Here is a 21651-nt window from a genome sequence, read left to right as displayed (position 1 = left end):
AGGTTAACCTTATTTGTTAGGTTAAGGACGCCATGGCTGCTTTTCCGCTTTCTTCACGGTAGGTATTGTAATCGGTATAACCTTCTTCGCCGCCGCCATACCACGTTGAGGGGTCGTCAAACGCTGCCAGCGGGTAGTTGTTTTTGAACCGTGTCGGTAAATCTGGGTTGGTGATCCAAGGGCGCCCAAATGCAATCATGTCGGCATCACCGTCGCTAATACGTTTCTCTGCCTCCTTCTGGGTATAACCACAGTTTCCCATTAACATACCGTCAAACAATGCGCGAAACTCTGCAAGCGTCATAGGCTCACCGCGTTCATGGAAACCAAACGCTAGGCCATCCATCACATGTAAATAGCCAAGGTTAAGCTTATTAAGTGCTTGGGCGACATAAGTAAACGTATCGCGAAAATCATCTGCACCCATGTCATTAAATACGCCATTAGGCGATAAACGCACACCAACTTGCTCTGAAGGCCAAATCTCTAGTACGGCGTCCATCACCTCACTAAGGAAGCGGTATCGATTATCTACGCTGCCGCCATATTCATCACTACGTTGATTGCTGCGACTGTCTAAAAACTGATTTAGCAGGTAACCGTTAGCGGCATGCACTTCTATACCATCAAAACCTGCAGCTTTCGCATTTACAGCCGCATGTTTAAAATCAGCAACTGTTCTACGAATGTCATCTTGTGTCATTGCTCTTGGCACTTCGTAAGGCTTTTTACCTTTTGGCGTGTGAATTTCATCGCCTTCAATGGCAATAGCAGACGCAGAAAAAGGCAAGTCGCCGTTATGGAAGTCACTATGAGACGCACGACCGGTATGCCATAACTGGAGGATAATTTTGCCGCCAGCTTCATGCACTCTTTCATTAATAGAGCGCCATCCTTCCACCATTTCATCGGTGTAAATTCCGGGCGTGTCTACCCAGCCAATACCTTCTTCTGATATGGCCGTCGCTTCGGTGATAATAAGGCCTGCATCGGCGCGCTGTGCGTATTGATCACCCATGATTTTGTTAGGTATGCGGTCGCTACCTGCACGGCCACGTGTCATAGGTGCTAATACCATGCGGTTTTGTAGCGTATTGCCTGCCCATTCTAGAGGCTTAAACAGAGATAACTCTGACATTTGTTGTTCCTTTTAAAACGGTGTGTAAGTGATTACAGAAATGGACGCGACTTGGATTGATTCAAGGTGAAAGGATATGCCGTTCGGTACTAATAAATAGCAAAAAGAGTGTAAGAGGCGAGGGTAAATCCTGCGAAGTTGGCAATGCTGACGCTACTAGCACTATAAGAATTGAGATTTTAACCAATGAAAACGTGCTTTAGCTAAAAAGAAAAAGGGCCGTCATAATGACGACCCTGACGGTGAAAATGAAAGGGGAGTTTATGTTAACTAGTGCAGTATCAGACCTGCTAGGTTAACGTCAAACCGTACGCCCACTACCCATACATCATCTAACGATTGAAGCCGGTCACGTTCGCTAAACTGGTCTGGATTAATAATATAATGCACGTTAGGCTGAATCCGAATATTGTCGTTAATATGGACGCCGTAGCTTAACTCCATCATGGTTTGGCTGTTTGCAGGGCGGCCTGAACCGCCATTTGCTTCGCGCAATACGCGTTGGTCTTCAATGGCATCCTCACTATAAAATTGTTGAGTGACGACAAAGCCTATGGTGTCTTCGTCTCTTCCTACGAAGGTACCGCGTTTAACAAAGCCCGCTTTAATATACTCATCTTCTATAAGCTCACCTGATGTGCCTGTTAACACCGCACCAAAAATTGTAACGCTGCGTTTAGAATGTAGATCTGGACGTAAAATGGTTTGCTCGAATCGGGCGAAAATACCAGAGCGCCCATTTTGGGTCGCATAGTCGTTACCGGTGACAGCAGCAAAATCACCATTCTCATCTTTAGCTGGGTCTGTGTAGTCCGCACCATCATACCAACCGCCAATTTCATAGCGTCTTGGGTAGTCGTCATTTTCCCAGGTAGTTTGATAGCCCAATGTCACAGGTACGACTACGCCAGTTGATTCATCCGTTGACCAATCAAAACCATGATCACTTAAGTCTTGGTGAGGTGTGTTCTCTTCATACACACCAGTGTGAAAATAGATTTCAGGCGATAGCCAGAATTTTGCGTGACCTCCCCAACTTGAAACAGGCCACCATGTAAAGTTACTGGTTTTAAAAACAAATGTGGGGTTTCCGCAAGCGGAATTCGTTTGAAAATATTGACATAGCTCTGAACCAAGAAAGCTGATGTTTGCCACGGTTCTGCCGACTTCTATTTGTAGCTGGTCGTCAAAAAAGTTTTTCTCTACGGTAAACCTAGCTAAACGGGAATTTTGGCCGCCATAGATTTCCTGAACAGAGGTACTACTTCCAATATGCGTAGCCGCTAAGTTTTGTCCGTGACGATTAGTGAATGCCACATGGACTTTAGTATTTTCCCAACCTGCAAATTTTTCTAAGTCTATTTCTGCGCCTAAAAATAATTGACCAGCATAAGCACTCCCTTCACGCTTACCGCCATCAACGTTAGCAGCGGCTTCCCCCGTGTAACTTGCCTGCCACTCTATATATTCCGATGTATCTTGCGCAGAAAAGGTAGGGTAAGAAATACTGACTAACAGATAGCAGAAAGTAAGTGTAAGTGACTTTAAAGTCAGAGTTTTTTGCTTTAACCAACGAAAAGTATGCTTCATATCTTACCCTTAGTGTTAATTGAACGTGCTTATAATTTGCACTTGTTTTTGTGCTCATCACGATGCTTCCATTCGTTTCTTATGCCTAGGGATAAGTGAATTGAAGTCACATCGTGTTAACAGCTTGCGTATGGGAAATGCAATCTAATGCAGTCAAACTAATAAATCAACCTTGTTTATTTATTTTTATTTTACAAAGGTGTTAACAGATGGGGTGGAGCGATATAGGATTTTTTTAGAGGGAGATGGCCTCTTTTTAGACTTTTGTAGTGCTTTTTTTTAAGTTCAAGCTGGTTTAAGCCTTGTTTAATATAAAGAATTCATGAAATTTGGAGTGGAGTGAATAGTTGAAGCAATAGCGCTCATGTTAACGTGGTGTGGTATTTTTAGTCGCGCCACCAATTAAATAAGTCTTGTTGATTTATTGACATGGACATTTTTTGTTGGTTAAATTGCTCAACAAATTGTTTACAAGATGAGGTTGGGGTGATGCAAACTAAAGCGCCTATAGTTTCCAGAGATACGCTATTGCCGTTTATTCTATTGACGGTGTGTTTTGCTGCATGGGGCGTTGCCGCCAACATGACGGATCCGCTAGTGAAAGTCTTTAGTAAAATATTTACTATGTCGTCACTACAATCGGCCTTAGTTCAGTTCGCTTACTACGGTGCTTATTTCTGTTTAGCGATACCCGCAGCCTTTATTAATAAACGATACTCTTATAAAACGGGTGTGCTTGTAGGGCTAGGATGTGCTGCAGCCGGTGCCTTTCTATTTTACCCAGCAAGTCAGACAATGACTTATGGCTTTTTCCTGTTGGCCTTGTTTGTGATGGCCGGTGGATTGTCTATTCTGGAAACGTCCGCTAACCCTTATGTCATGGCGATGGGCAACGAGCAAAGCGGCACCAGAAGATTAAACCTAGCACAGGCATTCAACCCTGTAGGGACAAACTTTGGAGTATTCTTAGCCGCTACGCTCATACTACCTAATTTGAATCAGGCTTCAGCTGAAGAGCGAAGTGCTATGTCTATGACTGAGCTAAAATCTGTTATAGGTGCTGAATTGGATGCGGTGATGATCCCTTATGTTGCTATGGCGTGTGTACTTCTTGTGGTTTGGGTTGCTGTAGCTTTGATTAAAACCCCTGTGGATGAAGCCACTGAGTCTAAAGCTGATGATATCGACATTGCAGCATCATTGAAGCGCCTAGTGGCGAACAAGCATTATCGTTTTGGTGTTATGGCTCAGTTCTTCAACGTGGGCGCGCAAACTTGTGTATGGACTTTTACTATCCAATACGTCATGAAAGCGATTGGGGGTAATGAGGTGCAAGGCGGCGATGTACTTCAATACAGCATGATAGTGTTTCTTATTTCACGTTTTGTGATGACGTGGGTAATGCAGTACCTCTACCCAGCACGACTGCTTATGGTGATGTCGCTGGTGGCAGTAGGTTTATGTATTGTTATGACACAAGCGCCAAATATAATCGGTGTGGTGGCACTTGTTTCAATATCTGCATGTTTATCGCTAATGTTTCCTACTATCTACGGCATCGCGTTAGAAGGGCTAGGGAAAGATACTAAACTTGGCGCAGCCGGCTTGGTAATGGCTATTTTAGGTGGCGCAATTATGCCACTCTTCCAAGCTGCAATTATCGACTCAGCAGGTATCGTCATTTCTTATATTGTTCCTGCAGTATGCTTTATGTTTGTGGCTGGCTATGGACTGTTTGACATTAAAGCAGTTAAAAGTCCTCAGAAAGTATCCATTGACGATTTGAAGACCAATAATTTGAAGGCAAACATGGCGAAGTAATACTTACTTTGCTGTAGTGATGCTCATCATGATTTTAAAAAATGTCAGCCTTTGCTGGCATTTTTTATAGAAAAAGTAATCGTTATGTGTGAAATGAAAACGGGTGGTTGACTAAAGGTTTCGTTAAACGTTGACTTAGCGTGAAGGGCAAAAAACACCCAATACCGCCTCTCGCGAAGCACCGGTAACAGCGGGGACGTTGCCTGGAATATTATTTCGATGTGCAAAAGCGAGCCACGCGAATGCGGCCCCTTCAACGTGTTGGGGGTGAATATTGATACTGTGGCTGTCACTCACTTGATAGCTTGGCAGTAAGTTGGCTATGCGATGCATCAGCACAGGGTTAAAGGCACCGCCCCCACAAACGATGACTTGTGCGCCTTTGGGCATTTTTTGCCTGTTAATTTCATCAGCAATACTCGTTGCTGTTAGTGCTAATAGCGTCGCTTGCACATCTTGAGGGGCGAGTGTGCTGGCTTGTGAACGTGCGAGCGCATCAAGGTAAGACGTTAACCATGCTAAATTGAAATACTCTCTGCCGGTACTTTTAGGCGCAGTTTGATGAAAATAGCTATCTGCTAGCAGTCCAGTTAATAAGTCATTGCTTACTACACCCGTATTCGCCCATTGGCCTTTGTCATCATAGGGCTGGTTTAAATGCTGTTTAATCCACCCATCCATTAGGGTATTGCCTGGGCCAGTATCATAGCCAAGAGGGGCAATAGCATCTCGTTTTGCTGCTAATACTGAAATGTTCGCAATACCGCCAATGTTAACCAACACTCTGGGGTTGGTGTCATGAGCGAAGATAGCATTATGGTAGGCTGGAACTAAGGGCGCACCTTGGCCGCCAAGAGCAATATCTTTACGCCTAAAATCAGCAATAACATCAATACCTGCTAACACGGCAAGAGTATTAGGGTCGCCAATCTGACATGTAAAACCTTTTTGCTCAATGTCGTAGGGAAGTTCAATTCCCTGCGGAAAGTGCCTTATGGTTTGCCCGTGAGAGCCAATTGCGGTGATATCGCTTGATGAAAGCTGAGTCTCTGATAGCAACACGCTTACGGCTTGTGCAAAGCTTTCTGCTACCAACCTATCGGCGGTTGCCATCGCATTGAGCTCGTTAGTAGAGGGGGTGCAAAGTGAATGAAGTAAAGAAAGTAGATTAGCAGGGTAGGAAATGGATACGGCATGTAAGGTTTGGCACTTATCTGCAGTGATATCGCAAAGGACGGCGTCAACGCCGTCCATGCTAGTCCCTGACATAAGGCCAATATACTTTGCCATAAGTCGGCTATTTCATTGCAAGCATAATGCGTTTGTTGTTATTAAGCTGCTGCTGACGTACATGAGCAATTTCCATGAATGCTTCACGCTCTTCAGCGGCAATAGGTAATGCTTTTGGCAGTGATACGGTACGAGGGTTACGGTGTACACCGTCTACCAAAAATTCGTAGTGAACATGCGGGCCAGATGCCAAGCCAGTGCTACCTAAGTAACCAATGGTTTGACCCTGTTTAACCGTGTCGCCTACTTTTACTGCTCGCTTTTTAAAGTGCAGATACTTAGTAGTATATTTTTCACCGTGTTGAACAAAAACATGGTGACCATTGTATTTATCGTACGCTGACTTAATTACTTTACCATCACCCGCGGCCATAACTGGCGTTCCAACCGCGGCAACGTAGTCGGTACCACGGTGTGCTTTCCAGCGTTTTTGGACAGGATGGAAACGTGCTTTCGAGAAGTTAGAGCTCACGTACCTAAAGTTAATTGGCGCACGTAAGAAGCTCTTACGCATGCTTCGGCCTTCAGGTGTGTAGTAAGTACCATCTTCATGCAAGATAGCGCTAAAGTCTTCACCTTGGTTAGTAAATTCTGCCGCAACTATGTCGCCAAAGCCCACAAACTCACCATCGATGTATTGTTCTTCAAACACCACATTGAAGGTATCGCCTGAACGAATCTCCATCGCGAAATCAATATCCCAGCCAAAAATGCCCGCAAGGTTCATAATCTGATTACTGGTTAATCCTGCTGTTACCGCAGCATTCCAAAAGCTTGAATGAATCTCGCCTTGGGCAAAATTATAGCGAATATCAACGTCACGCTTTTCAAGATCGGCCGTTAAGCTATTATCTTCGCTGGTGGGGTCGGGGCGAATGAATAAGGTTTCGGTAGAAGAAAGCTTATATTTAAGCTCGCCAAATGTACCATCGTTGTTAATTTTAAACGAAAGCTCATCACCAGGTAATAACGTGACCAGTGTTTTAGCAAGGTCACCGGCTTGAGTAACATTGTAAACATCACGAGAGGTAAAACCCGCACGCTTAAAGAGCTTTGCAAGGGTATCGCCGCTTCGTACTTTATAAGTTTGCCAGGTCGACTCTTCTTCAATCGAAAACACGTCGGTGGACGGCATAATGTTCAAATCAAGAGGGTACCGAATACCGGTATCAAGTACCAAAGCGTCTTGATGACGACTCGCCTCTACTGTGACTGACGGCAATAGAATAAGCCCACCTAAAAACATACTAGCAATAGCTAATCCTGTTCGGTGTTGCTTTGGTAATTGTTTAAATATGTTTAGCGCCTTTAGGGCGTCTAGTTTGATTCTCATAATACTACCTACTTGAGAATTTTATGTGCAATGTACTTGTCACATAAGTTGCTTAAAAATGCAACTTTTCTCATTGTTTTTTAGCGCAAAAGTTAATTATTGAACGCAATGGCAGTCGAACCCTGACTTACTAAGTTAGACTGAACAGGCCGAGAGCGATAACTCGCTTTTGCGCCCGCGGGGAAGAAGCTTCCACAAACACGCTGTAAACCCATCCATGGGAGCTCCGCCACCGCATCCATGCGGTGGAGGGTTTGTTACAGCTTCTTCCCCACAGACACAAGCGAGTTATCACTCATCACTGAGGCTACTTTCAGCCCTCAACCATTGCGTTCAATAACGAACGTGACGACAAGTCATCCGCTTTTTGACGCAGAAACCTTTTAATGGTTCCAATGTCCGCGTAAAATGCCGCTCAAAATAGATTCTACAACATCAAGAGTGTGAAATAACCGATGAAAGACTGGCAAACAGCGCTAGCTGAAATTAAACGGGGAACGGATGAAATACTCCCCGAAGAGGATTTAATTGAGAAATTAAAATCCGGCAAAACCCTAACCATAAAAGCGGGTTTTGATCCTACTGCGCCTGATCTTCATCTTGGTCACACTGTTTTGATCAATAAACTGCGAACCTTTCAGCAGTTAGGCCATACCGTTGTTTTTCTTATTGGGGATTTTACTGGCCTGATTGGCGATCCTACAGGGAAAAATGTGACACGCAAGCCCTTAAGTAAAGAACAGGTATTAGAAAATGCGCAAACGTATCAAGAACAAGTGTTCAAAATTCTTGATCCTGAACTGACTCAAATTCGCTTTAACTCAGAGTGGATGGATCAGTTAGGCGCTGCAGGCATGATTAAACTAGCCGCCAGCCAAACCGTTGCACGTATGCTTGAGCGTGATGATTTTAAAAAGCGTTACAACAATGGTCAGCCTATTGCGATACACGAATTTTTGTATCCACTTGTGCAAGGTTGGGACTCAGTTGCGCTTAAATCTGATGTTGAGTTAGGTGGTACCGACCAACGCTTTAACTTGCTAATGGGCCGCGAGCTTCAAAAAGAGCAAGGTATTAAGCCACAGTCTATTGTGATGGTGCCGTTGCTTGAAGGCTTAGATGGCGTTCAAAAAATGTCTAAGTCATTAAACAACTATATCGGTATTACTGATGCACCAAACGAGATGTTTGGTAAAGTGATGTCGATTTCAGATGACTTGATGTGGCGTTATTACGACCTACTAAGCTTCCGCCCGCTTGAAGAAATTGCTGAACTTAAGCAACGCGTTGAAAACGGTGAAAACCCGCGTGATATTAAAATATTGCTAGCAAAAGAAATCATCGCTCGTTTCCACGACGATGCCGCAGCAGAAGGTGCACATCAAGACTTCATTCAGCGCTTCCAGAAAAATGCGATTCCTGATGAAATGCCAGAGTTTGAAATTGCACTTGGCGATGACGGCATTGCTATTGGTAACTTATTAAAAGAAACAAAGTTAGTGGGTTCAACGTCTGACGCTATGCGTATGATTAAGCAAGGCGCTGTGAAAATTAATGGCGATAAAGTAGAAGATACTCGTCTTGTACTTACCGAAGCTGGCGAAAATGTCTATCAAGTGGGTAAACGTAAATTCGCGAGAATTACGTTAGCTTAGTTTGACATTAGCTATTAGATGCTAAAAAAATACAAAAAAGCCCCGATTTATCGGGGCTTTTTAATGTCTGTATTTTTTGCTTGGGATGCTATCTGTATTACTTTCTGTTTCGTCAGTCGCTAATTAATTTGCGGCTTTTAAGCGTGAAAACAGTGCTACCCAATAATCATTAAATTGTGTACTTATTTCGGCTTTAAGAAAACCGTAATATCATTTCTGCGCCTTCACATTCGCAGGTTTCAGGGCACACAGGGCAATCGTAACCTTCATGTATAGACTCATAGCGCCATTTGTTCGGGTGCTTCTTAATAAGTTCGCCGCCGTTTTTAGTAAAGTATTTAAACGCACTATTACCCGGGCTTGAAAGCCAAATATGAGCAAGTCCTGCTTCAGCGCCTTGCGCTTTGGCCGCGCTCACCGACTTGGCTAATAAGGTACTTCCAATACCGGCCCCTTGCATAGCGGGCGATACCGTATTGCATTTGAAATAGCATACTTTGTCGGCTTCTACCGGCCATAGTTCTGGGCTGCACCATTTATCACACTGCCACTGTGAATGAGCGTAGGTAATACGAAAGCCCACAATGTCGTCCCCACAATAGCTCACTAAGCTAGCATTAATATTGTTGTGCCAGCTTTTGTCATACATGGCTTTTAACGTGTCAGGCATCAGGTAATTTTCACCCTGAACCTCATTGCCTAAGCGTATAACATCATCAAAATGTTCGGGTGCTAAAGGTAGGTACGTAACGCTATTTAGATTTGGAAGTGTCATGTTGCTCTTTCATACCATCAAGGTGAAAATCTAATGCTTCTACGGAAATAAGTATTTCTTTTACCGACATCCAAAGTGAATACAGAAGAGACACTAAGCTCAATGCAAATATCCAATTACCCACTTGTTGATAAGTAAGGTAAATCGCCAGCATAGATACGACACACAAAAAGAAGCTGCCAACTCCCGCAATTTGCATACGCTTAATAAGCTGAATACGAAGCCTCAAATTCTTGATTTGGGCCAGGGTATTGTCGTCACGCTCTTCTTTTGAAAAGTTACGAATAAGCGTAGCAAGGGTTAAAAACCGGTTTGTATAAGCCAGTAACAGCAATGAAATTGCTGGAAAAAGCATAGCGGGTGTTGCGAGGTCTATTTTCATGAATTGTCTGTCACCTTAGTGAATGCGTGTCAGTGTATCAAAAACGTAGGGTTATTGTCGTGTGATAGTGGAGAGTGCTGTAGGGGAGAGTTTGGCTGGCAGTTAAAAGCGAAACGCAGCTGCAAATAGCTATATTTGCAGAGGCTATAACTACGGAAAGTTACATTCTGTCGATTGGCATTTGAGAGGCATTCCAGCCTAGCATGTCACCTTCTAAATGCATGACTTCAGAAAAGTCTAAGTCTTTTAGAAACTTCATAGCAAGTTTAGCCTGAGTACCAGATTGACAATAAATAATAATAGGCTTGTCTTTATGGCCTTCTAGCTCGGTAAGATAATCGTTAATATTTTCATGAGGCATATTGATGGCGCCTGGAATGTGTCCATCAGCAAAGTCGCTTGGAGAACGCACGTCGATAAGCATCCAGTCATTGTTTTTAACCCGCTCAATAAGGTACGGGGAAGCTGCAACCGATACTTGAGAGGTTGCTTTCGCTGTGCATTGCATTGACACAAATAACGTGACTGCAACAACGACGAGAAACAAGACTAAAACGATTCGCATGAATAACCTTCAGAAATAAAACAAGGTTATTATACCTTGTGGAATTGCTAGTTAATACCCTTACACAGTGTTTTTAGTTCATTAATTAACCGCAGTGAGAACCTGCTGGTAATGTCTGGATTAACCGCAATCAAGGGGGCTGACAAAAAACGGCGGTGGGCAAGCCAAAATTGCTCAAGATCGGACGCTGGCTGATTGCTAGCGGCCACCAAAGTAAAAGGCTGCCTAGATAATACTTCTTGTACCGAAACTTGCGGGTAATCGACCGGGCTGTCGGCAAATAGGGTTTGCGCACCACATACGTTAAGTAGCTTGTTCGGCCAGGCATTGTCACCTATGGTCATTAGCGGCGATGTCCAAGAGTAATAAAACACCTCTTTATTCGATGGCGTGGCATACTTGGCTCTTAATGCTGCTAAATGGCGCAAAAACTCACTGGTGAGCGCGTTGGCCTTTTCTTCTGTGTTAGTCACTTTGGCTAAACGCATCAATTCAGTGGCAATGTCTTCAATTTCAGTGATTTTGGCTCGAAACACCTTATAACCTAAGCTTTCTAAACGGTGTAAATCTTGCGGTTTGTTGCCTCCTTCCCAGGCTAGGATTAAGGTAGGTTGCAGCGCCATTATCTGGGATAAATCGGCACCTTGATAGTCGGCTACTTTTGGCAATAGCTGTGCTTCATCAGGAAAGTTACTGTAGTCGCTAACGCCAATTAAGTGTGCTTCTAAACCAAGGCTATAAACCCACTCGGTTAAATGAGGTGCGAGAGTGATAATCCGCGGGGCTGATTTGCTGGCTTCTGTATCCTGAATATGTTCATGCTGAGTTTGCTCGTAAATTTGCTCTCCAGCTGAAGTGGAAAGAGGCACTAGTGTGAGTAATATAGCGATTATCAACGAACGCTTCACCATACTGCCCTTACTCAATTTGTTAAATGGCAAAATGCTTATTATAAATGCAGCGTGTTTGCGCAGCATGTGAAATACGCTTTTCACGTTAGAAGACCTCGCTTAGAGTTTGTGTTTGTGCCGCGACTAATAATAAACAGACGCTAGCGATGGCGGTGACCACGGCCATGGCGCCGACTATAGTGCGCTTACTGCGTATCATATCTGAATACTTCACTTGTTCGGCACCACCCAAGCGAGGATAGCGGTATTTTCGTCCATGATAAATTGCAGGGCCGCCCAATTGAATGTTTTGTATTCCCCCAAATAGCGCAAGTAACAAGGAGGTTTTGTCTCGAGCTTTACTTCGTGTTACTGCTCGAATGCCTTTTATGGGGTGAGTGAAAAGAAGCACAGCAACACAACCGAGTAACGCAGGGGGAACCACTAATAACGAAACAAGCTTTCGCACAGGTTTCGCAAAATGCACCATTTTAGGATTTCGATAGTGCCATTGCCACGAGGTGAGTAATAACAAACGGTAGGTTAACGCACCAATAGGCCCTGCCAGCATAAAGTAAAAAATAACGCCGCAATAAAGATATAAAAACTTAAGCCATAGCGATTCAATGGCCGCTTTCGCAATACCAACATCGGTTAATTGGGTGCATTCGCGGGCAACTATAGTGTCTACGGTTTCCCTGGTGAGTACTTTTTTATTTTTTCCTACCGTTTTTAAAATCTTACTGAATTGATGGCGCTGATAGGCAAAGTCGAGCAAGGCAACCATGATCACGGCTTCGAAAAAAACAGGGTATTGGGCCATGTATATGAGTATGGCAAGGCAAATGATTAAAGGGGCCAATAATACAATGGCCGCTAATGAGCCGGAGATATAATGCTGCGATCGAGAGTAGCGTAAAGAGGGAAGAACTTTAAACCCCATCTGCCTAACCAAATAACGCATGAGGGTAAGCGGGTGGCTGCTAAGCGGCCACCGCCAAAGGGCATCTAAAACAACGGCCAACCATAATACCAGCACCGACTGATATGCTGATTGGGTCAGCAATGCTTCCATTTACTGCTACGCCAACGCTTTAATCATAGCCATAACAAGTTGCGCTGAATGTTTTGCTGCAGTATCCAAATATTCTTTAAAACTGACAGTTGATGTCTTACCCGCGATATCAGACAGCGAACGTATGACTAGAAACGGAACGTCAAGCATATGACAGGTTTGCGCTATAGCGGCACCTTCCATCTCGACGGCTTTCATTTCGGGGAAATTTTCACGTAGCGCTTCAACTGCTTCGTCGGTACCGATAAACGAATCGCCAGTACAAATAAGGCCACTGGTAGATTGGATATTTTCTAACTCGCTCGTTGCTGTTTTTGCGGCTTCAATGAGCGTATTGTCACAACGGTAGTCTTCAGGCATGCCAGCACACTGGCCTAGCGTGTAGCCGAAATGGGTTAGATCCACGTCGTGATGGATAACGTGGGTGGCAATCACTAAGTCACCAATGTTTAAGCTTTTATCGAACCCGCCTGCTGAACCTGTGTTTACCACAGCGTCAGGCGCGTACTGTTCAATGAGTACCGTAGTGGCAAGAGCCGCTGCAACTTTTCCGATACCACACTTTACCAGCACAACCTCAACATCATTAAGGTGGCCCTCATAAAAGGTTAAGTGCTTCCATGTGGTTTCTTTAAGGTTTGAAAGTGAAGCTTTAAGTAACGCAACTTCTTCATCCATTGCGCCTAGAATGCCAATTTTTTTTATGCCAGTCTCTTTCATGTCAGTCTCTTTCATGTAAATACCGATTTATTCAGATGTTGGGGGAAGCAAAACTTGCTACAGATATGGTAATGAATTGTATAAGGAAATGAGGAAAACTGACAGGAAAAAGCCTTTGTCACCTGCTATTACAGCAATAATGGAGCGCAACAAAGGCTAGGGGAAAATAGTAAGTTTTACGCAGCTGCCACGCGGCTCGATCTTACTGGACGAGTCGGGCGCTTAGTCGGTTCAGGGTTGTGCGTAGGAAGCTGTGACATTTTTTGCTGAATTCTTCTATAAGGAATAAGCTTGTTTTCAAGGCATTCACGAATGTCGTCGACGGTATAGCCCGACTTCACCTTAATTCGAGCATGAGGAACACCTGCCGCATCTAATGCACCTGACACAAACCAATCGCGCTGAGTTTTGTAGCCCTCTTTCCCTTGGTTATGCACAAGGTCGATAGCTAATATCGGGCTCATGTCCTGCTTATCCACCAAGATAAAATCAAGTTGTCGCGATGAGGCTCTAGAAATAGCTTGGCTGGCCGTTTTCTTGTTGGCCGATTGCCTTACTGACACTATGTCACTCAAGCGTACACGGCAAATGATACGAAACTCTCGCCCCATGGCTTGTTCAATAAGGTTTAAAAATGAGTGTTCTACAGGAGTGAAAAGCTGTGGCTTTCGGCGAAAAGGAAACGCTACGCCACCATCTGATAATTTTATGGCGCCTAATGCCACCACAATAAGTAACATCATTAAAATAATTGCCAGTTCCATCATATTCCTCGCATATCAACGTGTAATGCGCGTCATAAAAATGACGCTTTTTTTGACACCACTGTGGTTCTTTACGGAATCTGCAAAGGCAGTGCCACATTGAACAAGGAGAGGAGCTAGGCGGAAATAAACCTTAAGGCAGGTTATGGCTTACTAATGATAAGTACATCTACTTGCGTGCCCATATTATCCGGTGACACCACAATACGAACCGAATCATCTGTTGCTGCAAGCATAGTGCGTTGGTTAACCGCAGGTTTTCTGACAAATTGCGGATAGGCATTTTGATAGAAGGCGATAACCTCTTCAGGTGCATACTTAGTAAAATAGACCAAGCTAGCTGGCATGCCCTCGTCGAATTGCTGACACTGACGTGCATTGGTCATTAGCGAGACGTCAAAAAAGGACGTAGGGCAAGACTGGGTAACAGGTACATTTAATGAACTGTTTGCGGTCACAGTATCGGCTAACGCATGGTTCGCCATTGCTAGCCCGCCAAGTAAAATTATATTGATGCTTTTACGTAAACCGCTTGTCATTATTCTTGTTAACCAGTATTCACTCTTTATATCGATAATAGTGGGCTAACTATATAAGAGCAATAGATAAATAGTTGCACAAGGTATGTTCATAGCATGATGGGTATAGGGTGAAAACTATTGTGAACTGAGTTATCAATGCCACTATGTATTCTCTGTCGAATACTGAAACACCTCATTAAACGGCTTATCAAAGACCAAAGCAATTTTGAACGCCACTTCAAGTGATGGAGAGTATTTTCCTTTCTCGATCGCCATAACGGTTTGGCGTGTAACACCCACTTTCGACGCAAGTTCCTGCTGTGTCATTTCGTCTGAAAGAAAGCGCAAAGTTCTTATGTTATTGGTAATGATGTAATTATCAGTCATTAACTTTCTTTCCGGTAATAGTAAAGCTCAGTACCAAACCGGGTGACTTCCGATAACCAAAAAATCAGTACTAACTTCAGTTCAATAGGTGCAAGAGCATAATTGGTGTAGCTATTTTGCGCGTCAAAATCGATGTTACTGTTGATCATTTGTTGTATCACGCAGCTCACAATACCTACTGACAGTACCCAATAACCCGCATTATTCGCGGTAAGTCGATGATAACGCTCTCGTTCATCTTCAGGTGTATTGGCATCTTCTTGCTGGCTCATGGCTAACGCAATATGTAACGCTACCTCTAAGATAATGAAGGCAATAGTAATTCGCATGATGAGGGCGGTGGTGGTATCTAGGCTAGTATTTGGTTGCAAAAACATAAGTGTATATACGCTATCTCCATAAATAGAGGCGATCACCGCAGATACTAACAAAGACACCCACAAACTCTTCTCTCTGAACGAAATCATTATCTTTCTCCATGCCCTAGTAATGGTGGTTAAATTTTACTTTGTGTACGCTAAATTTAACTCAATGTTAAATATACTATACATTAGTGCTTGTAGAAAGCTAGCGGTAGGTTGTTACAAAGTTTGTTGTAGGTGAAGGTGCCCTGAGCGGATTTCTTTACAGCTTTAGATATACTGGCCACAAAAAAGCTCGCCTAAGCGAGCTTTTAAATAGATTACATACAACGAGGTACGGTTAACGTGCTGTTTTACACGTGGATATTAAACGCTAATATTAAACGCCGATGTAATCCATGATACCGTCAGCGGCTTTTCTGCCTTCGTCGATAGCGGTAACCACAAGGTCACTACCACGTACCATATCACCGCCCGCAAAGATTTTAGGGTGCGATGTTTGGAAAGCAAACTTACCAGCAGCAGGAGCGCGTACGCGGCCTTTTTCATCTAGCATAATGCCGAACTCAGCAAACCAAGGGGCAGGGCTAGGTTGGAAACCAAACGCGATAATGATCGCATCAGCTTCAACCACATGCTCAGAGCCTTCAATTTCAACTGGGCGACGACGCCCGTTGATATCCGGTGGACCCATCTCGGTTTTTACGAATTTAACACCGCAAGCTTTGCCTTCGCTATCAACAGCAATATCTAAAGGTTGAATGTTGAACATAAATTCAACCCCTTCTTCTTTGGCGTTAACCACTTCACGGCGAGAGCCAGGCATGCTTTCTTCGTCACGTCGATATGCACACACTACCCGGTCGGCTTCTTGACGAATAGACGTACGTACACAGTCCATGGTGGTATCACCACCACCAAGTACTACTACGCGCTTACCTTTCATATCAACAAAGTCGGCTTCGTCTTTTTCAAGGCCCATCACGCGATTTGTATTTGAAATAAGGAAGGGCAGAGCATCGTGAACACCGTGTACATGTTCATTTTCAAAGCCGCCTTGCATCGATTTATACGTACCCATGCCTAAGAACACAGCGTCGTAATCATCTAACAGTTTTTGCATTTCAATGTCTTTACCAATTTCAGTGTTAAGTACAAACTCAACACCCATGTCGGTAAAGATTTCGCGGCGAAGCTTAATCACATCTTTTTCAAGCTTAAACGATGGAATACCGAAGGTTAGCAAGCCACCAATTTCTTCGTACTTGTCGAATACCACGGGCTTTACGCCGTTACGAACAAGAATATCAGCACAGGCTAATCCAGCTGGGCCCGCACCTACAATAGCGACTTTCTTGTCTGTCCACACTACGTCAGACATATCTGGGCGCCAGCCCATTTTAAACGCGGTATCGGTAATGTATTTTTCAATACTACCAATGGTTACCGCGCCGAAGTCGTCATTTAGGGTACATGCACCTTCGCAGAGTCTGTCCTGAGGACAAACGCGGCCACATACTTCTGGCAAACTATTGGTTTTGTGCGACAACTCAGCCGCCTCAATAATACGACCTTCATTGGCAAGGTCTAACCATTGAGGAATGTAGTTGTGTACTGGGCACTTCCATTCGCAATACGGGTTACCGCAGTCCAAGCAGCGATCTGCTTGGCCTTCGGTTTGTGACTGACTTAACGGCTGATAAATTTCAGCGAACTCGTGTTTACGCACCATGATCGGCTTTTTCGGCGGATCGATACGTTCAACATCGACAAACTGGTATACGTTCTTTGCCATAAACTTTTCTCCTCCTACTGAGCCTGAATGCGCAATTCTGCGCTTGAACGACTGATGTGACCTAATAGGTTTTTCACATCACTGGTCTTCGGCTTAATAAGCTTGAAGCGTTTCAGCGTTGCCGCGAAATCGGTCAGCAAGCCTAACGAATGGTCGCTGCCAGTTTCTTCGTAATGCTGATTAATAAGACCACGTAAGTGCTCTACTAAAATCGCTTTACCGTCAACAGGCATAATCTCAATAAGGTCTTGGTTTACACGGTTATCTAGGTCGTCGTTGTCGTCCATAAGGTACGCAAATCCACCTGTCATACCGGCACCGAAGTTCACGCCTACAGGGCCAAGTACTGCAACAATACCACCGGTCATGTATTCACAACCGTTGTCACCAATACCTTCAACTACCGCAATAGCACCTGAGTTACGTACACCAAAACGCTCACCTGCACGGCCTGCAGCAAATAATTTACCGCCAGTTGCACCGTATAAGCAGGTATTACCCATAATGGCACTTTCATGCGCATTGTAAGTCATGTTTCTTGGTGGATGAATAACAAGCTTACCGCCAGTCATTCCTTTACCTACGTAATCGTTTGCGTCACCTTCAAGGTGCATGTGCAAGCCGCCAGCATTCCACACACCAAAACTTTGACCAGCAGTACCGGTAAGATTCACTTTAATAGGCGTATCTTCAAAGTCGTGGTTACCATGGTGCTTAGCAATTTCACCCGATAACAAAGCACCTACCGAACGGTCGGTGTTGCGAACAGGGTATTTCAATTCAAGAGACTCGCCGTCAACAACCGCTTGTTGCGCGTCTTTAAGCATTTGTGCGTTTAGCACACCTTTATCAACGGGTTCATTGGTGGTTTGTGAACAGAATAAACGGGTATGTTCACCTGCTTTCGGTCTTACCAACAATGGCGTTAAATCAAGGCGGTTTTGCTTCGCAGTCACACCGTCAATCACTTTTAATAGCTCAGTACGGCCAACAAGGTCGTCAAACTTGGTCACGCCAAGGGCAGCCATAATTTCACGTACTTCTTGGGCAATAAACTTAAAGTAGTTCATAACCATGTCTGGCAAACCAATGAAGTGGTCGTCACGAAGCTTTTGATCTTGTGTTGCTACACCGGTTGCACAGTTGTTCAAGTGACAAATACGTAAGTACTTACACCCTAACGCCACCATAGGCCCAGTACCAAAACCGAAGCTTTCAGCACCTAAAATACCCGCTTTCACTACGTCTAAACCTGTTTTAAGGCCGCCGTCAGTTTGAACGCGTACTTTATGGCGAAGGCCGTTTTCAATGAGCGCTTGCTGTGTTTCAGACAAACCTAATTCGAACGGGCTTCCAGCATATTTAACCGACGTAAGTGGGCTTGCACCTGTACCGCCATCGTAACCTGACACCGTAATAAGATCTGCATAGGCTTTTGCTACACCGGTAGCAATAGTTCCTACACCAGGTTCAGACACTAACTTCACTGAAATAAGTGCAGTTGGGTTCACCTGTTTCAAATCGAAAATAAGCTGGGCTAAATCTTCAATTGAATATATATCGTGGTGCGGTGGAGGCGAAATAAGGGTTACACCAGGCACTGAGAAACGTAACTGTGCAATATACTTATTCACTTTGTCGCCAGGTAACTGACCACCTTCACCAGGCTTCGCGCCCTGTGCCACTTTAATTTGAATAACATTCGCATTTACTAAGTAATGCGGTGTTACCCCAAAGCGACCAGAAGCAACCTGCTTAATTTTCGAGTTCTTTTCAGTACCAAAGCGCGATGGATGTTCACCACCTTCACCGGAGTTAGACTGTCCGCCTAAACGGTTCATGGCAATCGCTAACGCTTCGTGTGCTTCAGGGCTTAATGCCCCAATTGACATAGCGGCTGTATCAAAACGCGGGAATAAGTTCTGTGCGTCTTCAACTTCGCTAATATCAACCGGCTCGCTTTGTGGGTCGAGCGCTAGCAGGTCACGAATGTGCGCAGGAGAGCGCTCGTTGACCAGTTTCGCATACTGCTGGTAATCGCTGTATTCGCCGCTCATTACTGCTTTTTGCAGTGTGCTGACTACATCTGGGTTATACGCATGGTATTCGCCGCCGTGTACATACTTAAGCAAACCACCGTGATCAACAGGCTTACGTTTTAACCAAGCCACGCGGTTTAGATTAACCGTATCTTGTTGGAAATCGTCGAAATCAGCACCTTGAAGGCGCGAGGTAACACCTCTGAAACACAGTTCCATTACCGCATCGTTAATACCGATAGCTTCGAATAATTTCGAACTACGGTAACTTGCCACGGTACTGATACCCATTTTCGACATTATTTTGTACAAACCTTTATTGATACCTTTACGGTAGTTCAACGTGGCTTGCATAGGTGAAATGTCGAGTTCGCCTTTCTCACAAAGCTGTTCAATGGTTTCGTAGGCTAAGAACGGATACACCGCTGTAGCACCTAAACCAATGAGTACGGCAAAGTGATGTGGGTCACGGGCACTGGCGGTTTCAATGACTACGTTCGCGTCGCATCGTAGTGATTTATCAACTAAACGGCGCTGTACTGCACCAACGGCCATAGCAGCTGGAATAGGTAAGCGGTTTTGTCTGATATTGCGATCGGATAAAATCACGAACGCCGCACGCTTTTGTTTAACTAAGTGCTCTACTTCGTTACAAATACGCTCGATGGCTTTTTTCAAACCTTCTTGCGGTTGGTACTGAAGTTCAACCACTTCTGAATAGTAATTATCAGGGTTAAATTCACGTAGCTGTTTTAAGTCGGTATACATCAGTATTGGCGAGTTAAACAATACGCGGTCTGCATAACCTGAGGTTTCGCTGAATACGTTTTGCTCGCGGCCAATACAGGTGGCTAGCGACATTACGTGGTTTTCACGTAATGGATCGATAGGCGGGTTAGTTACCTGTGCAAACTGCTGACGGAAGTAATCGTAAACGGTACGCTGGCGTGAAGACATAACCGCCATTGGCGTATCATCACCCATAGAGCCAACGGCTTCTTGACCGTCTTTCGCAAGTACTTTAATAACTTGCTGAATTTCTTCATAGCTATAGCTGAACTGCTTATGGAATACCGAAATGGTGTCGTCATCAAAAACGCGTTTTCCAATCAGTGAAGCATCTAGCTTTTCAATAGGCGTTAAATGACGAATATGTTTATCGAGCCACTCTTTATATGGGTGACGCGCTTTTAACTCTTCATCAATTTCAGTGGAACGCCAGATTTTACCTGTGTAGGTATCAACCGCTAGCATTTCACCTGGGCCTACGCGGCCTTTTTCAATAACGTCAGCTTCTTCGTAATCCCAAATACCCACTTCTGAGGCAAGGGTAATGAAGCCATTTTTGGTGATAACGTAACGGGCAGGGCGAAGACCATTTCGGTCTAGGTTACATGCCACGTGGCGGCCGTTCGTTAATACGATACCGGCAGGGCCATCCCACGGTTCCATATGCATCGAGTTGAACTCGTAAAATGCACGTAGGTCGTCATCCATGGTTTTGTTATTTTGATAAGCAGGTGGCACTAATAAACGCATGGCACGGAACAAATCCATCCCACCGGCTAAGAATAGCTCAAGCATGTTATCAAGTGACGATGAATCAGAACCTTCGGTATTAACAAAAGGAGCTGCTTCTTTCAAATCAGGAATAAGCGGCGTAGCAAATTTAGAGGCACGTGCCATTGCCCAATCTCGGTTGCCTTTAATGGTGTTAATTTCACCATTGTGCGCCAAGAAACGGAACGGTTGCGCGAGTGGCCAGCGTGGTAACGTATTGGTTGAAAAGCGCTGATGGAATACACAAATAGCACTTTGCAGACGTTCGTCGGCTAAATCTAAATAGAAGGCAGGTAAGTCTTTCGGCATTACCAAGCCTTTGTAAATGGTTACCAAGCCAGATAGGCAGGCAACATAAAAATCAGGATCGCTTTCAAGGCGCTTTTCAGCGCGGCGACGCACCATATAAAGGCGGCGTTCAAGATCGCGCTTGCGCCAACCTGCTGGTGCATTCACAAATACTTGTTCTATTTGTGGCACGCCGGTAAGAGCAAGTTCACCCAATACAGAGCGATCGACAGGCACTTCGCGCCAGCCAACAACACTAAGGGTTTCTTTTTCAAGTTCTTCATTCAACACCTCACGCGCAGTTTGCGCAAGGGCCTGGTCCTGGCTTAGAAAGATCATGCCAACGCCGTATTTTTTGCTGAGTTTCCAGCCATTTTCTGCGGCGATAGTATGGAAGAACGCATCCGGTTTCTGCAGTAGTAAACCACAGCCGTCTCCGGTTTTCCCGTCAGCGGCAATACCGCCTCGATGCTGCATACGGTCTAAACCGTGAATAGCGGTTTCTACTAGCGTATGGCTAGCTTCTCCGTGGGTATGGGCGATTAAGCCAAATCCACAGTTATCCCGGGAATCGTTGGGGTTGTATAAACTCATCTCTTAACTCCTTCAACCTTTGACTGGGGCAAGGTGTGCGTTGCGTGTAGATGCGCCTAGGTATTGCGTATCACAACATTGTTCAGACGTCTTTTGTCGAGCTGGCA

Annotated in this window: 18 protein-coding genes; 2 read left to right on the top strand and 16 right to left on the bottom strand. The window is 44.5% G+C overall.

Annotated elements, in window-relative coordinates:
• Positions 1 to 16 precede the first annotated feature (16 nt).
• The gene (locus KYS23_RS06090) at positions 17 to 1138 is read right to left on the bottom strand and encodes an alkene reductase (RefSeq protein ID WP_218418216.1); all 1122 of its coding nucleotides are present in this window, start codon (positions 1136 to 1138) and stop codon (positions 17 to 19) included.
• A 270-nt stretch (positions 1139 to 1408) separates the two neighbouring features.
• On the bottom strand, positions 1409 to 2728 hold the full coding sequence (locus KYS23_RS06085; protein WP_159532941.1) for a carbohydrate porin: 1320 nt from the start codon (positions 2726 to 2728) through the stop codon (positions 1409 to 1411).
• A 489-nt stretch (positions 2729 to 3217) separates the two neighbouring features.
• Here KYS23_RS06085 and fucP point away from each other — a divergent pair, with 489 nt between their 5' ends.
• Positions 3218 to 4549: an L-fucose:H+ symporter permease gene (fucP, locus tag KYS23_RS06080; protein ID WP_218418215.1), complete on the top strand. Its 1332-nt coding sequence runs from the start codon at positions 3218 to 3220 to the stop codon at positions 4547 to 4549.
• A 135-nt stretch (positions 4550 to 4684) separates the two neighbouring features.
• Here the strand turns inward: fucP and KYS23_RS06075 are convergent, their stop codons facing one another.
• Both KYS23_RS06075 and KYS23_RS06070 read right to left on the bottom strand, forming a co-directional pair.
• Entirely contained in the window at positions 4685 to 5839 is a 1155-nt protein-coding gene (locus tag KYS23_RS06075) for an anhydro-N-acetylmuramic acid kinase (protein ID WP_159532937.1), read from the bottom strand.
• A gap of 7 nt (positions 5840 to 5846) precedes the next feature.
• Positions 5847 to 7172 carry a peptidoglycan DD-metalloendopeptidase family protein gene (locus KYS23_RS06070; RefSeq protein ID WP_218418214.1) on the bottom strand — a complete coding sequence of 442 codons (1326 nt, stop codon included), beginning with the start codon at positions 7170 to 7172 and terminating at the stop codon, positions 5847 to 5849.
• Positions 7173 to 7627: 455 nt separating this feature from the next.
• On the opposite strand from KYS23_RS06070, the gene tyrS reads away from it, so the two are divergent.
• Positions 7628 to 8827, top strand: a complete 1200-nt coding sequence (tyrS, locus tag KYS23_RS06065) for a tyrosine--tRNA ligase (RefSeq protein ID WP_159532933.1) — start codon at positions 7628 to 7630, stop codon at positions 8825 to 8827.
• Between the two features lie 193 nt (positions 8828 to 9020).
• Here the strand turns inward: tyrS and KYS23_RS06060 are convergent, their stop codons facing one another.
• The 12 genes from KYS23_RS06060 to gltB all read right to left on the bottom strand — a co-directional run bounded on the left by KYS23_RS06060 (position 9021) and on the right by gltB (position 21544).
• Entirely contained in the window at positions 9021 to 9602 is a 582-nt protein-coding gene (locus tag KYS23_RS06060; protein WP_218398201.1) for a GNAT family N-acetyltransferase, read from the bottom strand.
• The gene (locus KYS23_RS06055) at positions 9580 to 9984 is read right to left on the bottom strand and encodes a DUF2721 domain-containing protein (protein WP_159532930.1); all 405 of its coding nucleotides are present in this window, start codon (positions 9982 to 9984) and stop codon (positions 9580 to 9582) included. The genes KYS23_RS06060 and KYS23_RS06055 overlap by 23 nt, the downstream gene beginning before the upstream one ends.
• Positions 9985 to 10144: 160 nt before the next feature.
• Positions 10145 to 10549 carry a rhodanese-like domain-containing protein gene (locus KYS23_RS06050; RefSeq protein WP_013782825.1) on the bottom strand — a complete coding sequence of 135 codons (405 nt, stop codon included), beginning with the start codon at positions 10547 to 10549 and terminating at the stop codon, positions 10145 to 10147.
• A gap of 47 nt (positions 10550 to 10596) precedes the next feature.
• Entirely contained in the window at positions 10597 to 11460 is an 864-nt protein-coding gene (locus tag KYS23_RS06045) for a helical backbone metal receptor (protein ID WP_246604310.1), read from the bottom strand.
• Positions 11461 to 11545: 85 nt separating this feature from the next.
• The gene (locus KYS23_RS06040; protein WP_159532926.1) at positions 11546 to 12514 is read right to left on the bottom strand and encodes a cobalamin biosynthesis protein CobD/CbiB; all 969 of its coding nucleotides are present in this window, start codon (positions 12512 to 12514) and stop codon (positions 11546 to 11548) included.
• A gap of 6 nt (positions 12515 to 12520) precedes the next feature.
• On the bottom strand, positions 12521 to 13219 hold the full coding sequence (locus tag KYS23_RS06035; protein ID WP_159534681.1) for a 5'-methylthioadenosine/adenosylhomocysteine nucleosidase: 699 nt from the start codon (positions 13217 to 13219) through the stop codon (positions 12521 to 12523).
• A gap of 191 nt (positions 13220 to 13410) precedes the next feature.
• Positions 13411 to 13998 (bottom strand): DUF2726 domain-containing protein, encoded by a 588-nt coding sequence (locus KYS23_RS06030; RefSeq protein ID WP_159534679.1) that lies wholly within the window; start codon positions 13996 to 13998, stop codon positions 13411 to 13413.
• Positions 13999 to 14141: 143 nt separating this feature from the next.
• Positions 14142 to 14537, bottom strand: a complete 396-nt coding sequence (locus tag KYS23_RS06025; RefSeq protein WP_218398203.1) for a hypothetical protein — start codon at positions 14535 to 14537, stop codon at positions 14142 to 14144.
• Between the two features lie 144 nt (positions 14538 to 14681).
• Positions 14682 to 14906, bottom strand: coding sequence for a helix-turn-helix transcriptional regulator (locus tag KYS23_RS06020; protein WP_159532922.1), 225 nt, complete (start codon positions 14904 to 14906; stop codon positions 14682 to 14684).
• Positions 14906 to 15373, bottom strand: a complete 468-nt coding sequence (locus KYS23_RS06015; protein ID WP_159532920.1) for a hypothetical protein — start codon at positions 15371 to 15373, stop codon at positions 14906 to 14908. The genes KYS23_RS06020 and KYS23_RS06015 overlap by 1 nt, the downstream gene beginning before the upstream one ends.
• Before the next feature lie 274 nt (positions 15374 to 15647).
• Entirely contained in the window at positions 15648 to 17063 is a 1416-nt protein-coding gene (locus KYS23_RS06010; RefSeq protein ID WP_159532918.1) for an FAD-dependent oxidoreductase, read from the bottom strand.
• 14 nt (positions 17064 to 17077) lie between these two features.
• The gene (gene gltB / locus KYS23_RS06005; protein ID WP_159532916.1) at positions 17078 to 21544 is read right to left on the bottom strand and encodes a glutamate synthase large subunit; all 4467 of its coding nucleotides are present in this window, start codon (positions 21542 to 21544) and stop codon (positions 17078 to 17080) included.
• Between the last annotated feature and the right edge of the window lie 107 nt (positions 21545 to 21651).

Origin of the sequence: Alteromonas lipotrueae (assembly GCF_019249255.1) — a bacterium.
GTDB classification, from domain to species: Bacteria; Pseudomonadota; Gammaproteobacteria; order Enterobacterales; family Alteromonadaceae; genus Alteromonas; species Alteromonas lipotrueae.
This window is presented reverse-complemented; position numbering and strand designations above follow the sequence as displayed.

What these genes read in the sequence shown, in the direction of transcription:
- KYS23_RS06090 (WP_218418216.1), bottom strand. Translation starts at nt 1,138, where the DNA reads ATGTCAGAGTTATCTCTGTTTAAGCCTCTAGAATGGGCAGGCAATACG.
- KYS23_RS06085 (WP_159532941.1), bottom strand. Translation starts at nt 2,728, where the DNA reads ATGAAGCATACTTTTCGTTGGTTAAAGCAAAAAACTCTGACTTTAAAG.
- fucP (WP_218418215.1), top strand. Translation starts at nt 3,218, where the DNA reads ATGCAAACTAAAGCGCCTATAGTTTCCAGAGATACGCTATTGCCGTTT.
- KYS23_RS06075 (WP_159532937.1), bottom strand. Translation starts at nt 5,839, where the DNA reads ATGGCAAAGTATATTGGCCTTATGTCAGGGACTAGCATGGACGGCGTT.
- KYS23_RS06070 (WP_218418214.1), bottom strand. Translation starts at nt 7,172, where the DNA reads ATGAGAATCAAACTAGACGCCCTAAAGGCGCTAAACATATTTAAACAA.
- tyrS (WP_159532933.1), top strand. Translation starts at nt 7,628, where the DNA reads ATGAAAGACTGGCAAACAGCGCTAGCTGAAATTAAACGGGGAACGGAT.
- KYS23_RS06060 (WP_218398201.1), bottom strand. Translation starts at nt 9,602, where the DNA reads ATGACACTTCCAAATCTAAATAGCGTTACGTACCTACCTTTAGCACCC.
- KYS23_RS06055 (WP_159532930.1), bottom strand. Translation starts at nt 9,984, where the DNA reads ATGAAAATAGACCTCGCAACACCCGCTATGCTTTTTCCAGCAATTTCA.
- KYS23_RS06050 (WP_013782825.1), bottom strand. Translation starts at nt 10,549, where the DNA reads ATGCGAATCGTTTTAGTCTTGTTTCTCGTCGTTGTTGCAGTCACGTTA.
- KYS23_RS06045 (WP_246604310.1), bottom strand. Translation starts at nt 11,460, where the DNA reads ATGGTGAAGCGTTCGTTGATAATCGCTATATTACTCACACTAGTGCCT.
- KYS23_RS06040 (WP_159532926.1), bottom strand. Translation starts at nt 12,514, where the DNA reads ATGGAAGCATTGCTGACCCAATCAGCATATCAGTCGGTGCTGGTATTA.
- KYS23_RS06030 (WP_159534679.1), bottom strand. Translation starts at nt 13,998, where the DNA reads ATGGAACTGGCAATTATTTTAATGATGTTACTTATTGTGGTGGCATTA.
- KYS23_RS06025 (WP_218398203.1), bottom strand. Translation starts at nt 14,537, where the DNA reads ATGACAAGCGGTTTACGTAAAAGCATCAATATAATTTTACTTGGCGGG.
- KYS23_RS06020 (WP_159532922.1), bottom strand. Translation starts at nt 14,906, where the DNA reads ATGACTGATAATTACATCATTACCAATAACATAAGAACTTTGCGCTTT.
- KYS23_RS06015 (WP_159532920.1), bottom strand. Translation starts at nt 15,373, where the DNA reads ATGATTTCGTTCAGAGAGAAGAGTTTGTGGGTGTCTTTGTTAGTATCT.
- KYS23_RS06010 (WP_159532918.1), bottom strand. Translation starts at nt 17,063, where the DNA reads ATGGCAAAGAACGTATACCAGTTTGTCGATGTTGAACGTATCGATCCG.
- gltB (WP_159532916.1), bottom strand. Translation starts at nt 21,544, where the DNA reads ATGAGTTTATACAACCCCAACGATTCCCGGGATAACTGTGGATTTGGC.